Genomic DNA, 14,466 nt, shown 5'->3' on the forward strand with positions numbered 1-14,466 from the left:
AAACGTTTTCTTATGGGTTGAGTGGGTTAAATCTAAGCAGTTGACCTTTCAATCCGGTCAAAGACTCTAAATCTGCTGTCATTGCCGCCAAATTGTCCTTAGACACATCGGGGCCAACTTCAACACGCGCCAACTCGCCTTCTTTCACATTACGAGGCATCAACTGTGCGGGATAACCCTTACTGCGCAAGGTTGTCACCAAATTCTTCGCGTTGTCGATGTTTCGAAATGTCCCTAAACGAATGATCCATGCTGAATCTGCGTAGCCTGTTTTTGGCAAGGCGTTATCGTCAGCAACGGGCATACGCCCCTCTGCTGTCACATCATCTGTATTTCCATTATCAACATCGTCCCCAATCGTCACTGAGACTGGCTCGTCTTGCGGAAGAAATGTATCCACGTCTTCAGGTGCTTCTATCGGCGTTTGAAGAAGCGTCTCGTCAAAATCTTCACGCAAAGGAATGGCTTGATAACTTTCCTGATAATGCGCTTTTTCACCGTCGAATACATCGGGCAAAAAGATCACCCCCAACGAAACCAAAATGAGCGTGCCGACTAAGCGATTCTGGAACTGAGTTGCCACAATTACTCCGTTTGAACGAGGTGGTCAGCGATTTCGCCGACGGTGTGGAAAGAACCAAAGACGATCAAGGTATCGCCATGCCATGTCAACGCGGCTTGTGCGGCGTTAAATGCGTCTGTAGGCGATGCATAACCGTCGATGCAGTCAGGTAGGTAACAAACGAGTTGTGTCCAGTCAGCGGCTCTTGGGCCAGTCAGCGAGGCGGGATACCACACATCTACCACTGGCTTCATTGCTTCCAGTGTTGCGGTGATATCTTTGTCGTTCAACATGGCAACAACAGCGTGAACCTTTCCGCCCGATGTTTGTTTGATCGCGGCTATTTGCTGAGCCAGGTAGGTCGCAGAGTGTGGGTTATGTGCCACATCGAGCAATACCAACGGTGACTCTGACACTCTTTGCATGCGACCCGCCAAAGTTACCGAACTTAAACCGTCAACTATTTGCTCATCCGTTACATCAAGCTCTGACAGCCCCAACGCCATGAGCGCCGTTGCCGCATTTGGCAAAGGAAGATTCGGAACAGGCAAATCGCGCAAATCAAACGCACCGCACTGCCAGTGCCAAACATCATCTTGTTGTTGGTAGTTAAACTGATAGCCAACTTGATGAAGCTCTGCACCGATATCATCGGCGTGAGCCGCCACACTCGCTGGCGGTTCAGGTTGCCCGCAAACGGCAGGTTTCCCAGAACGGAAAATACCAGCCTTTTCAAAACCAATCACTTCGATATCATCACCAAGCCAATCAACATGGTCGATAGCAAGGCTGGTGATCACGGAAACATCATGGTCAACAATGTTGGTCGCGTCTAATCGACCACCAAGGCCAACCTCGATGATTGCCACATCAATCTGGTTATCAATAAATAACCAAAGCGCAGCCAGCGTGCCAAATTCAAACAGACTTAAGCTGGTGTCACCGCGGAGTGATTCTACCGCAGCGAAGGCTTCGGAGTGGCGCTCGTCATCAAGCTCTTGACCATTAATGCGAACGCGTTCGTTGTAGCGAATGAGGTGTGGTGAGCTATATACCCCGGTTTTATAACCGGCTTTTTGCAAGATCGCTTCGATGATAGCGCAGGTCGAACCTTTACCATTCGTGCCCGCAACGGTAATGACTTTTGGTGCAGGTTTGATCAGCTTGCCTTTTTGACCGACAAGCGCGACGCGATCCAGTCCCAGATCGATGGCACTGGTGTGGAGTGATTCTAAATAGCGTAACCACTCAGACAATGGCGCAGTGGCGCCGGGAGAAATATGTTCTGACATCAGTATTCTATTCGAGCTTTCAATAGCTCAATCATATCAGTTAAAAGACAAAGAGCGCCATAAGGCGCTCTTTCGATGTTCATTTGTGGGACGTTTATTCTGTATCGTCCAGAGGCTCGGCTTCGATAACCTCACCTTCCAGCGGTTTATCAACTGGCACGACCAACGGCGATTCATGGTTGGTCATTTTCGCCAACAGACCACCGATACGCTGACGCAATTCACGGCGATCAACAATCATATCAATCGCGCCGTGCTCCAACAGAAACTCACTACGCTGGAAGCCTTCAGGAAGCTTCTCGCGCACAGTTTGTTCGATCACGCGTTGACCCGCAAAGCCAATCAGTGCTTTAGGCTCACCAATATTGATATCACCCAGCATTGCGAAACTTGCTGTCACGCCACCGAAGGTTGGGTCAGTCAGTACCGATATAAACGGCAAGCCCTTTCCAGACAGACGCTCAAGCGCTGCGCTGGTTTTCGCCATTTGCATCAGTGACGTTAGTGCCTCTTGCATACGTGCACCGCCACTGGCAGAGAAGCATACAAAGCCACACTTGTCTTCCATCGCTTGCTCTACCGCACGAACGAATCGCGCACCAACCACAGCACCCATTGAACCGCCCATGAAGGCAAACTCAAAGGAAGCGGCAACAACGGGCATACCCAGGATTTCACCTTTCATCACAACCATGGCGTCTTTCTCGCCACTGGCTTTTTGTGCTGCTGAAAGGCGATCTTTGTATTTCTTCGAGTCACGGAACTTGAGCAGATCTTTTGGCTCTAGCTCCGCACCCAACTCAATGCCTTTTCCTTCATCTAAGAAGGTTTCTAGGCGCTTACGCGCCGTCATGCGCATGTGATGGTCACACTTTGGACACACATGCAGGTTACGCTCAAGCTCAGCGTGATAAAGCACCTGCTCACAGGAGCCACACTTGGTCCATACGCCTTCTGGAATGGAGACTTTACGTGAAGAACCAATATTGCTTTTTGTCAGTATTTTTTCAAGCCAGCTCATGAACGACCTTTTCTAATGGAGCACCTGTCACTTCGACCTTTTGCCGCTCGTTATTAGTGAGCAGTCTCTATGTAGCGAAGACAAGTGGCCTGGATATTTACAAATTCAACAAGGAATTAAAACACAACTTGTTAAGACTTTGGACAAAAAACTGGTACTACCTATTTTTTGCCTAGCCTTTAGCACACCTGTCTGCAAAACGACTGCACGTTCAAACCCCAGAATGCCTAGTTATCCTTGCAGTTCAAAATTTCTCATCCCCTAGTAGTCTCAAGAGGCTTGGGTAGTTAACTGGGTATCGGGTAAAAAGAGTGGCCCAACTGGCGATGCAGGCAATTCAAACATTGCTGGGTACGCCACTTCAACCAGATACAAACCATTCGCTTTTGCCGTCGCTGCCGCCAAGTTGCGGTCTTTTGCCGCCAAAAGCCACTGAACCCACTCTGGCTCTTTCGCTTTGCGGCCAACATCGATCAAACTACCTGCAATGTTTCGCACCATGTGATGCACAAACGCGTTCGCTTTGATATCTATGATCACGAAACGGCCTTGGCGGGTCACATTTAAATGATGAATGTTGCGCCATGGCGTTTTCGATTGGCATTGAACAGCACGAAATGATGTGAAATCATTTTCGCCTAACAAATGTTGTCCGGCTTGATGCATTAACGCTTCGTCTAGCTCGTCATGGCAGTGTGTCACACCATGGCGAAGAATACCCGGACGTAGCGCATTGTTGTAAATGATATAGCGATACCGACGCGCTGTGGCTGAGAAACGAGCATGAAACTCATCAGGTACTTCTTTAGCCCAACGCACGGCTATAGCATCAGGAAGGTGAGTATTAACCCCCATCGTCCATGCGCGAAGCGGTCTAGAAACGTTCACCTCAAAATGAACCACCTGACCCGTTCCATGAACGCCCGCATCTGTGCGACCCGCGCATAGCACTTCAATCGGTTGATTGGCGATTTTTGACAGGGCTTTTTCAAGGTGTTCCTGCACACTGGGTACTTCACGCTGTCTCTGCCAGCCAAAATACTGTGCACCATCATATTCAACACCCAGGGCGATTTTCATTGTTTTTTCTCTGTCTTAGCGGTTCATTATTTTGTGAAGCTGCGCATTATACCCTTCTAAAACTAAAATGCAGCGATGAGCGCAAGGATAAAAAAACGGCGGGGTTTCCCCTGCCGTTCTCTTTATGTCTTTGAGTTCGATGATTCTCGCTTAATGAAGGTTTTCAATCATCATTCGCGCTTCTTCTTTGAGGTTTGAATCGTCACCTTGCATGACTTGCTCTAAAAGCTGAATCGCACCATCTACATCGTTCATTTCCAGATAGGCTTTTGCCAAATCCATATTGGTAGCAGCTTCACCGCTGCTATCAACATCAACAGGCTGAATGTCATTCAACACATCAGGGAAATCTTCGAGACCGACATTTAAATCCATTTTGGCCGCATCAGGATCGTCTTGTGGTAAACCGTCGTCTTTCATGAGTTCATCGATGCTGATAAAGCCATCACTCGACGACGTCGCTTCAATAAGTTCACTTTCGGCTTCTTCCAACAATCCCTCGAGATCAGCATCCAAATCCATGGATTTGATGTCATTGCCTAGAATTTCCGGTTGCTGTGACCAATCTTCGCTCTCTAATTCGGGTTCAGGCGTTTGCTCTGCATTCCAAATGCCACTTTCATCTTCGGGGATGTCTTGCTCATCAGAGGCATCCAACATGTCATGCGCATCAAACTCGTCATCAGAATCCAGCGCACTCTCAATGTCTGAGGCTTCACGGGCACTCAAGGCCTCCGTGAGTATCAAGCGCTTCCATCTCAAAGTCGCCAAGACCCATATGATCATCATCTAGGGGTTCTGAAAGCAACGCTTCCATATTAAGCCCTGCGACTTGATGTTCATCATCATCTAATTCGGCTATTTCATTAAGTTCGGCGGCACGATATGGCGCTTGTGAAACGGGTGCAGAAGGTTGTGAGAATTGGCTGCGCTCACTTTCAGGCACCGCTTCATCAAGTTCACGCTGCTCATCGAGCGCCGCGCCCAATGCATCGCCTTCATCAAACTCCCCCAGATCATCCAAACTAATTGGCTCGACGGGTGGAAATGCGAGGGTGTTATTTTCCGTTGCCGCAAACGGTGCGGGTGTTTCTTCAGAAGATGACTTTACTTCTTCCTCTAACTCTTGAGGTTCAATGTCTTCTTCAACAGGACGTTCTACGTCTGCGTTATCGTCGTCACTCGGCGTACTTTGTGAGTCAAAAGGCGCAGCATCGAAATCAACCGCGGCATCTTCTTCGGTATATTCTGGCAGATTATCGAGATCAAACGATTCCTCATCAATCTCTGCTTTTACTGGCTCTTCAGGTGCCGCTTCTTCAAAATCGCTATCAGCAAGTGCGGCTTCTTCGTCATATTCTGGCAATGATGAAAGATCGAGGGGCTCATCATCGGCAGTGTTCGTCTCAACACTGTCTGTTGCTTCCATCGAAGCTGGCTCTATGGCAGCCAATGCATTGTCCAGATCGGCTTCATCACCGGCTGATGCAACTTCCTCTGCAGCTTCACTTTTTTCTGCTTCGCTAGCTTCAGGCTCAGTCGTCTGTGTGACAGGCGTTTCATCAACAAACGCGGTAATGTCATCGTCACTTGACGAGGTATCAGCGCTTTCTTCGTGCTCTTCACCTAATAGGCTATCAAGCAAGTCGATATCGTCTTGGGTTGCTTCTGGCGTTTCACGTTCTTCTGCGTCTAACGCAACTGTTTCATTGGTTGTTGGCTCTGCCGCTGGTTCTTGCTCTGTTTCATCGTCTTGTGCCAGCAAGTTATCAAGCAAGTCGAGATCAGAATCAGATGCAACCGGTTCAAGATCATGATCATCAGAGACTTCGTCTACCAACTCTTCGAGCTCAGTAATGTCGCTATCAGTATCTAAGCTTTCAGGCTCTTTCGTTTGCTCGGGTTGTGCCTCTTGAATATCGTCTAATGCAGCATCATCTGTTACTGAATTATCAATGTCATCGAGATTGAACTCATCGTCATCAATAGAGATCAGATCTTCACCAAGCAGATCATCGTCTTCGGCGTCGTCACCTAATAGCGCACTGTCACCGTCGAGTTCATCATCTTCGCTGACCAACTCATCCAACAATACATCAGTGTCACCCAGATCGAGGTCTTCATCATCGGTTGTTTCACCAATCAATTCTGACAGCATATCGTCGTCATCAATGGCTTCATCAAGCAATGCGCTTTCGTCTAACGGATCAACATCTTCATCATCAACAAGCTCATCCAGTAAAATATCACTGTCAGAAATATCGTCGTTGTCTAACGCTTTATCCAGTGATAGAGATTCCGTGTCATCGCTGTCCTGTGGTGCCAGCGGGTTACCGTCTTCATCCAGCAGTTCTTCATCGAAAAGCTCATCAAGCAACGCATCAGTACTGTCGAGCTGTAAATCAGCTTCGTCAGTTTCTTCAAGAGAGGAATCGCTAATAAGATCGATATCATCGCCTAAAAATTCATCGAGCAATGCCGTGCTGTCTTCGCTCAGATCGCTGTCTAAATCAGCGTTTTCATCCGTGGCTGACGCAGTCGCCGTTTGATTGAAAATATCGTCTAAATCATCATCAGAAAGGTTGATATCTTGCGACAAGTCCACTTCTGGTTCGTCATCAAGCACCTTATCAAACAGTGCTTCATTGGTCGTCTCATCGCCTAAATCATCAAGCGCATCATTAAGATCGCCAGCCTCTGGTTCAGGCGCCAATACTTCTGATTCTGAAGCTTCTGGTTCGTCCGTCGTCTGTGTTGCGTTTAGCAAGGCATCAATGTCATCAACATCGCTGTCATTACCTTCGCTGAGTGATTGCTCCCACATGGCCGCCAGCGCTTCATCTGGACTAAGCTCGGTTTCTTCAGGCTGGGACGCCATTTCATCAAGGGCGCGCTCCATGTCTTCTAAACCAATGGCACCTTCTGTGCTCGCTTCGACACCCATTTCGGAGCCTGTGTCGAAGTCATCACCCAACATGGAATCCAAATCTGAGTCCATCGATGAACTCAGATCCGTTTCGCCGCCAAAGTCCGTGTCGTTATCAATATCTAACCCTGACTCCGAAGGCTCATCCGACAGCTCCAACGTGTCAGACAAATTAATGTCGTCCAGCTCAGAATCAAAGATGCCTTCGTCGCCAAACAGATCGTCAGCATCGGTGTCGTCTGTCACCTCAAGTTCATCATCTTCCAGCACGAGCTCATCGTCGTCTTCATCGACGTCTGGCACCATGATGACATTCATGTCTGGGTCGGCGCTGTCTAGCCCTTCCGGCTCTTCGACATCATCATCGTCTTTACGTCGACGCATGATAATAAAGGCGGCAACACCAATCACTAACAGTGCAGGAATAATCGCAACCGTCGCCAACATGAGCGGGCTTGCCATGAGCGACTCGACAAAAGATGGCTCTTTCATTTCCATCTGAGCCTGTCGCATACGTTGCGCTTCTAAGAAAGATTTGATTTCCTCAGTAAGCTCTTCGTCGGCATTCATCTGATCTTTCAGCGCGACTAGCTCGTTTTGCACTTCGGCAAGACGAATTTTGAGTATGTGGTTACTTTCAACCAACTTGCCCATTTGCAGATCAGATTGGTCGATCTGATTTTGCACCATCCCCATGTCTGGCTTAGGCGGAATCATATCCGCACCCATGCCTTCTTGCGCCTTCATTTCTGGCTTGGATGGTGTGTCAGTTTCTGCCATCTCTGACTCAGAGGTCTTAGTCACGGGTACGGGTGCGCTTTCAGCCGCAACAACAGGCGGTGAAGTGGGTTTTGGTTTAGCCACAGGTGCAGCGACCTGCTGACTTAGAGGCTGACGATTCACGCCGCGCTGAGCGTCTTTTCGCGCTTGGTCAATTTGCAGACGCTGGGCGACATCATCCGTGCTCTCACGACGGATCTCAGTCAGCGTCGGCATCAATAGCGTACTACCCGGCACTAACCCGTGAATATTTTGGTCTTCAAACGCATTAGGGTTTAAGCGGAAAACCGCACCTAAGGTTTGATACACCGTCACCGCATTGCTTGGCTGGTAACGTGTGGCGATAGACCAAAGGGTATCGTTGTCTCGCGTTGGGCCAAAGGATTGGCGGCGATTAACGGTCGAGGGCGCTTGAGTGGTTTGGGATAAAGGCGTGACGGCGCTAGGTGGTGGCGACTCATCAATAGGCCCAAGAATTCGAATGGCCGAATGCACAGAAAAGGTCGCAGCAAGGCTCAGCACCAATGTTGAGGCTGCAAGAATTTTGCCGAGTCGACGGCTTGCATTTGATAAAGAAAGCGTTCGCTTCATGGCGTTATATAAATCTGCGTCGGACACTGCCCGCATTCCCCTATGGCAGAATAATAGGCTTATTCCAAAACACTGCAAATATCGAACCAGCCTTGCCGGGGAAACGCATAACAGCATCACTGCTCATGAGAAATCTGCCCTGCGATATAGCGGTATCCGCGCAAAGTAAATCATGAATTTTGCGTCGCAACGTATGGTTAAGTACTTACTGTGGTTGGCATTACGTTATTTCCCTAACTATATCGGAAGCCAGGGTGAAAACTGTAGTGTGAGAAGATAAAACTGTGTTTTGTGATCAAACAACCGGCTCGAGATCACTCGTAGCCGGTTGTTTTCAGGGATTACAGGTAATCGCGAATGAGGACTTCTGCGATTTGAACCGAGTTAGTTGCCGCCCCTTTGCGGACATTATCTGCCACTATCCACATATTCAAACCATTTGGATGGCTGATGTCATTGCGGACACGACCGACCATAACGTGGTCTTGACCCGTGCCTTCTTTGACTTGCGTTGGATAATCTTCACCCATGAAAACTTGAACGCTTTCAGCGCGAGAAAGCAAATCCATCGCTTCGGTAGCGTCAATAGGTTGACGGCATTCAATGTGCACGGCTTCTGCGTGACCATAGAACACAGGAACACGCACGCACGTTGGGTTCACGGCAACCGTGTCATCGCCCAAAATTTTCTGCGTTTCCCACACCATTTTCATTTCTTCTTTGGTGTAGCCGTTGTCCATGAACTCATCGATATGCGGCAAGCAGTTGAACGCGATCTGTGTTTTGTACAGGCTCGGCTCAGCCTCTTGGCTGTTCAGCAGTCTTACGGTTTGCCCTGCCAGTTCATCAACGCCTTTCTTGCCCGAACCTGACACTGACTGATACGTTGCCACGTTGATGCGCTCAATGCCTGCCACATCATAAATTGGCTTCAGTGCCACCAGCATTTGGATGGTTGAACAATTTGGGTTGGCAATGATGTTGCGGTTACGAAAATCAGCAATCGCTTCTGGGTTAACTTCTGGCACGACCAATGGAACATCATGCTCATAGCGGAAGCGCGAGGTATTGTCGATAACCACCACACCTTCGTCAGCGGCAATCGGCGCCCAACGGTCTGACAATTCTGCACCCGCTGAGAACAGAGCAAGTTGCACTTGGCTCCAATCGAAGTCTTCAACGTCTTTTACCAGAATGCTTTTGCCATTGAAACGAATGGTTTCACCGGCACTGCGCTCACTTGCCAGCAAGTAAAGATTGCGCACAGGGAATTTACGCTGCTCCAATACCTCGATAATGGTGCGGCCAACAGCGCCCGTTGCACCTAATACAGCGATATCAAAAGCCACATCGAATTCTTGTGTCATGTTTATTCCTCTACGGTAAAACCTAATTTAGCGAGCGACTCTAACCCAAACTCGGCCTTGCCCGCTACTGTAATCGCACTGTACTCACGTCTGTCCCAGTAATTCTTGCGTAAGCGGTCAAAGCTTATGCGCTGCTGAGCAACATCGGCCATCTCGCGGCGAAACTCGGCATCGTCTCGGCGAATGTCGTATATCAGCTGACAGAGCGCCATAAGATCTGCGCTATTCCAAGGTTGGCTTAATGCAACATGCGGAATTGGCGCGACGGGTAGCAGTGAACTCGCCGCTACGTGCTCTTCGCTATTTCCGAGAAAATCACAGTAGGCGTTGTAAATCATGGTGGTGCCACGGGCTTTGCCTTCTAGGCCATATCCTGCGATATGTGGCGTTGCAAAGGCCAATAGCGGCAGGAGTTCTAGATCCACTTCGGGCTCGAATTCGAACACATCCAACACTGCCGTCAATTTTTCAGCTTTCAATGCGGCTTTGAGCGCATCATTGTCCACAACCGGTCCACGAGCGGCATTGATCAAAATACTGTTTGGCTTCAATGCAGCCAATTCTTTTTCCCCAATCAAATGATGTGTTGGGTATTTGCCTGCCCGAGTGATGGGTGTGTGCGTCGTGATCACATCGCACTCCGCAAGCAGGGTTTGTAGCGAATGAAACGCGCGCTCATCTCCTTCGGCTTTTTTTATTGGGTCACAAAGCAGATGTTCAATATTCAGTGCGCTGAGACATTTTGAAAGATAGCTCCCAACTTGCCCTGCCCCAATGATGCCGACTTTGCGATCAGTCAGCGTAAAGCCATGCTGCTGACTGAGAACAAGAAGCGCGCTGATGACATATTCCGCGACTCCAACTTTGTTACAACCCGGCGCGGCAGTGAAATGAATGCCACGCGAAGCCAGCAACGCTGCATCGACGTGATCAGTCCCGGCGGTTGCCGTTCCAACAAACTTAAGGCGATTAGCTTTCGCTAGTAAATCTTCATCCACTTTGGTCACAGAGCGGATCATCAAGGCATCCACATCAACCAAGTCGTCTGCCGTCAGTGTTCGACCCGCTTTGGCTGTCACCGTTCCCAGCTTACTGAATAGTGCTGCGGCGTACGGCATATTTTCATCAATCAGGATATTCACGCAATGCTCTCTTCAATCAAACTCACTGACGCTATTGTGACGCTTTTCCTTGCGACTTAAAACGAAAAAACCCGACCAATGGCCGGGTAAAATCCAGGATCTGAAAGATAGAGACCGGCTCTCAACGGTCAATACCTGCGTCTGTTGTAGGCATAATGCCAACTTCCCGGAAAATCTTAAACAACAAGCCAGTGACAGGCTCGTCATACCGAGAGACAGCGGTTTCGCTTATCCTTCGTATTTTTTAATGACCAGTGTGGCGTTAGTACCGCCAAAACCGAAGCTATTCGACATCACTGTTGTCAGCGTTTGCTCGCGCATTTCAGTCACGATATCAAGGCCTTCAGCAACAGGATCAAGGTTGTCGATATTGATACTCGGCGCAACAAAGTTATTTTCCAACATCAGTGTTGAATAAATCGCTTCGTGTACACCTGCAGCGCCCAATGCGTGACCTGTCATTGCTTTAGTAGCAGAAATGGCTGGGCTGTTGTGGCCAAACACTTCCTGAATCGCGCCCAGTTCTTTCACATCACCCACTGGCGTTGAAGTGCCGTGCGTGTTGATGTAATCAATGCTGTCGACATCTTGCATCGCCATCTTCATACAACGGATCGCGCCTTCACCAGAAGGAGCAACCATGTCATAGCCATCCGACGTTGCGCCATAACCGACGACTTCGCCGTAGATTTTCGCACCACGCGCAAGCGCATGCTCAAGCTCTTCGATCACCATCATGCCGCCGCCACCAGAAATAACGAAACCGTCGCGGTCTGCGTCATAGGTGCGTGAGGCTTTTTCTGGTGAATCGTTATATTTGGTCGACAATGCGCCCATGGCGTCAAACATCATGGTCAATGACCAATCCAGCTCTTCACCACCGCCTGCAAATACCACGTCTTGTTTACCCAATTGGATAAGCTCTACCGCGTGGCCTATGCAGTGTGCTGATGTTGCACACGCTGAACTCATGGTGTAGTTCACACCGCGAATTTTAAATGGTGTAGCCAAGCACGCTGAAACGGTTGACGACATGGTACGAGGCACCATGTAAGGTCCAACACGTTTTACGCCTTTCTCGCGCAATGTGTCTGTCGCAAGCACTTGGTTAATAGAAGATGCGCCACCTGAACCAGCAACCAGGCCAGTACGGTCGTTAGATACCATGTCTTCAGTCAGACCTGAATCTTCAATCGCTTGTTCCATTGACAGATAAGCGAAGCCAGCGGCATCGCCCATAAAACGGTATTTCTTACGATCAATATGTTCTGCGGGAATAAGCTTTAAATCACCCCAAACATTACTGCGTAGTTTCATGTCTGCGAACTGCTGGGAAAAACTGATCCCGGATTTCCCCGTCTTCAACGACTCCAGCACTTCTTTAACGTTGTTACCGATGCTGGAAACAATTCCCATACCTGTAATTACGGCTCGTTTCATCTTTTGTTCCTACAATTCGAGTTCGCACCGATGATAGCGTTTTTGCTCATCTAAAGTGGTCAGCTTTCCTAGAGTACGCGTGTAAGCTGAAATTCTTGTCCATACTCGCACAGACGCCCCTTAGAATCTGTAAATTCCGCTGGATTGACGTTAGAATCCGCGATCTGAGTGCAAATACACTTTTAATTAAGGCAAGGCTTGTGACCCAACCCCGTATCGAACATGCCCAAATTCACTGGAATGACGCCGGAACGCCGGTTTCTGATAATTTCGACGACGTGTACTTTTCTAACGCAAACGGCTTAGAAGAAACGCGCTATGTGTTCCTACATCAAAATCATCTTCCAGCGCGCTGGCAACAATTCGAGCGAAATCGCTTTGTTATTGCAGAAACTGGCTTTGGAACTGGCCTAAACTTTCTCGCAGCGTGGCAGTGGTTTGATGCGTTTCGTGCAGACAACCCGCAGGCGAAAACGCAGCAGCTGCATTTTATCAGTTTTGAGAAGTTCCCCGTTACACAAATCGACCTTGAAAAAGCCCATGCGTCTTGGCCTGAACTGGCCGACTACGCAAAAGCACTGCGTCAGCACTACCCCGCTGCCGTATCTGGCTGTCATCGTCTTATCCTTGCTGATGGCCGGGTGACGTTGGATTTGTGGTTTGGTGACATTAAAGACTGCATGCCTCAAGTGTGGACATCTGATGATGGTATTGTGGATTGCTGGTTCCTTGATGGCTTTGCACCTAGCAAAAACCCCGAGATGTGGAGCCAATCGTTGTTCGATGGCATGGCACGTCTGGCGAGAGAAAACTGCACCGTCGCGACGTTTACCGCCGCTGGCTTTGTTCGCCGTGGTTTGATCGACGCTGGCTTTGACATGAAAAAAACGCAAGGCTTTGGCACGAAGCGCGACATGATTGTCGGCACGATCAATCAACGTAACCAGCCTCGACAACAAGCGCCTTGGTACAAGCGCTTACCTCCAAAGGCCTCAAATGACATTGCGATTATTGGCGGCGGTGTCGCCAGTGCCACACTCGCGCTGTCTTTGGTTCGTCGCGGAAAACCCGCGACACTCTATTGTGAGCATGACAAGCCGGGACTTGGCGCATCGGGCAATCGCCAAGGCGCAGTGTATCCGCTGCTTAATGGCAGTGATGATGTGCTTTCTCGCTTTTTTGCACCCGCGTTTTTGTTCTCCCGTCAGTTTGTTGAGCAAGCGGCTGAAACCATCAACTTTGATCATGACTGGTGCGGCGTGACGCAATTAGGCTGGGATGAAAAAAGTGCTGACAAATTAGGGAAACTACTCAAGGGTGGGTATCCCAAGGCACTGGTTCATGCCGTCACTGCTGACGAAGCGGCAGCCATGACTGACATTGACACATTACATAGTGGTATCAGCTACCCGCTTGGCGGCTGGTTATGCCCTCAGCAACTGACACAAGGTTTGATCGCACAAGCGGAGGCCACAGGTTTATTGACCTGTCTCTACAACACCAAAATAACATCGTTGACGCTTCACGACAGCAAGTGGACGCTTCAAGCCGACGACACGACGTTTACTCATCAGACGGTCGTGGTTGCCAATGGCCATGAATTCTCTCAGTTTGAACAAACCGCGCCGATCCCTGCCTTTTCAGTACGCGGGCAAGTGACTCATATCAACACCACACCAGCGCTGAAAAAGCTCAAAACCGTGCTTTGTTACGATGGCTATCTGACCCCAGTTAATCCAAAAAATGATACGCACTGTATCGGGGCGAGCTACAGTCGCAATGACAGTTCGTTGGCATTTAGCATGGATGACCAGGTTGATAATAAACAACGTCTGGTGAAATGCATTCCGACCAAATGGTCACAAGCAGTCAGCACAGATCATGGCGCTGGACGTGTCGGCGTGCGTTGTGCCAGTAGAGATCACCTGCCATTTGTTGGTGATGTCTGTGATTACAGCGAGCTGGTTGCGAGCTATAGCAACCTACGTGATACGCAAGAAACCGCACAAGATGTGCCGGTTTACCCCAACCTTTACAGCCTTCTGGGGCTGGGTTCGCGCGGCTTAACTTCGGCGCCATTGCTGGGTGAGTTGATGGCTTCGCAGCTGTGTGGTGATCCTTTGCCGTTACCAGTGGATGTACTCAATGCATTGCATCCGGGACGCATGTGGGTAAGAAAGTTACTGAAAGGCAAAGCGCTGTGATTTTAGGCGGTTAAACGTGAACATTCTGAACTGATATATTCCGAGCATAAAGAAGGCGCTT

10 protein-coding genes are annotated in these 14,466 nt (G+C 49.2%); 1 reads left to right on the forward strand and 9 read right to left on the reverse strand.

Going from position 1 to position 14,466, the window contains the following annotated elements; genetic code table 11:
• Nucleotides 1-10 precede the first annotated feature (10 nt).
• From AC3CIC_RS11670 to fabB, 9 genes are all read right to left on the reverse strand, one after another.
• Complete coding sequence (locus AC3CIC_RS11670; RefSeq protein WP_488514684.1) at nt 11-583, reverse strand: SPOR domain-containing protein; 573 nt, start codon at nt 581-583, stop codon at nt 11-13.
• A 2-nt stretch (nt 584-585) separates the two neighbouring features.
• Nucleotides 586-1,854: a bifunctional tetrahydrofolate synthase/dihydrofolate synthase gene (gene folC, locus AC3CIC_RS11675; protein WP_488514685.1), complete on the reverse strand. Its 1,269-nt coding sequence runs from the start codon at nt 1,852-1,854 to the stop codon at nt 586-588.
• A 94-nt stretch (nt 1,855-1,948) separates the two neighbouring features.
• A complete protein-coding gene (gene accD / locus AC3CIC_RS11680) occupies nt 1,949-2,875 on the reverse strand; it encodes an acetyl-CoA carboxylase, carboxyltransferase subunit beta (protein WP_017004382.1) in 927 nt (308 codons plus the stop codon).
• Between the two features lie 270 nt (nt 2,876-3,145).
• Entirely contained in the window at nt 3,146-3,955 is an 810-nt protein-coding gene (gene truA / locus AC3CIC_RS11685; RefSeq protein WP_488514686.1) for a tRNA pseudouridine(38-40) synthase TruA, read from the reverse strand.
• A gap of 150 nt (nt 3,956-4,105) precedes the next feature.
• Nucleotides 4,106-4,684 (reverse strand): FimV/HubP family polar landmark protein, encoded by a 579-nt coding sequence (locus AC3CIC_RS11690; protein ID WP_488514687.1) that lies wholly within the window; start codon nt 4,682-4,684, stop codon nt 4,106-4,108.
• The gene (locus tag AC3CIC_RS11695) at nt 4,671-8,279 is read right to left on the reverse strand and encodes a FimV/HubP family polar landmark protein (RefSeq protein ID WP_488514688.1); all 3,609 of its coding nucleotides are present in this window, start codon (nt 8,277-8,279) and stop codon (nt 4,671-4,673) included. The genes AC3CIC_RS11690 and AC3CIC_RS11695 overlap by 14 nt, the downstream gene beginning before the upstream one ends.
• A gap of 314 nt (nt 8,280-8,593) precedes the next feature.
• Nucleotides 8,594-9,619 (reverse strand): aspartate-semialdehyde dehydrogenase, encoded by a 1,026-nt coding sequence (locus AC3CIC_RS11700; RefSeq protein ID WP_016960187.1) that lies wholly within the window; start codon nt 9,617-9,619, stop codon nt 8,594-8,596.
• Nucleotides 9,620-9,621: 2 nt separating this feature from the next.
• A complete protein-coding gene (locus AC3CIC_RS11705; protein WP_394210664.1) occupies nt 9,622-10,761 on the reverse strand; it encodes a 4-phosphoerythronate dehydrogenase in 1,140 nt (379 codons plus the stop codon).
• 228 nt (nt 10,762-10,989) lie between these two features.
• On the reverse strand, nt 10,990-12,201 hold the full coding sequence (gene fabB, locus AC3CIC_RS11710) for a beta-ketoacyl-ACP synthase I (protein ID WP_016960184.1): 1,212 nt from the start codon (nt 12,199-12,201) through the stop codon (nt 10,990-10,992).
• Between the two features lie 200 nt (nt 12,202-12,401).
• Here fabB and mnmC point away from each other — a divergent pair, with 200 nt between their 5' ends.
• Nucleotides 12,402-14,405, forward strand: a complete 2,004-nt coding sequence (gene mnmC, locus AC3CIC_RS11715) for a bifunctional tRNA (5-methylaminomethyl-2-thiouridine)(34)-methyltransferase MnmC2/FAD-dependent 5-carboxymethylaminomethyl-2-thiouridine(34) oxidoreductase MnmC1 (protein ID WP_488514689.1) — start codon at nt 12,402-12,404, stop codon at nt 14,403-14,405.
• The last annotated feature ends 61 nt before the right edge of the window (nt 14,406-14,466 follow it).

This window comes from Enterovibrio sp. QJM3NY_24 (assembly GCF_057786035.1).

Bases quoted from the DNA above. Each gene is read 5' to 3' on its own strand.
- folC (WP_488514685.1), bottom strand. From the start codon at position 1,854: ATGTCAGAACATATTTCTCCCGGCGCCACTGCGCCATTGTCTGAGTGG.
- accD (WP_017004382.1), bottom strand. From the start codon at position 2,875: ATGAGCTGGCTTGAAAAAATACTGACAAAAAGCAATATTGGTTCTTCA.
- truA (WP_488514686.1), bottom strand. From the start codon at position 3,955: ATGAAAATCGCCCTGGGTGTTGAATATGATGGTGCACAGTATTTTGGC.
- AC3CIC_RS11700 (WP_016960187.1), bottom strand. From the start codon at position 9,619: ATGACACAAGAATTCGATGTGGCTTTTGATATCGCTGTATTAGGTGCA.
- fabB (WP_016960184.1), bottom strand. From the start codon at position 12,201: ATGAAACGAGCCGTAATTACAGGTATGGGAATTGTTTCCAGCATCGGT.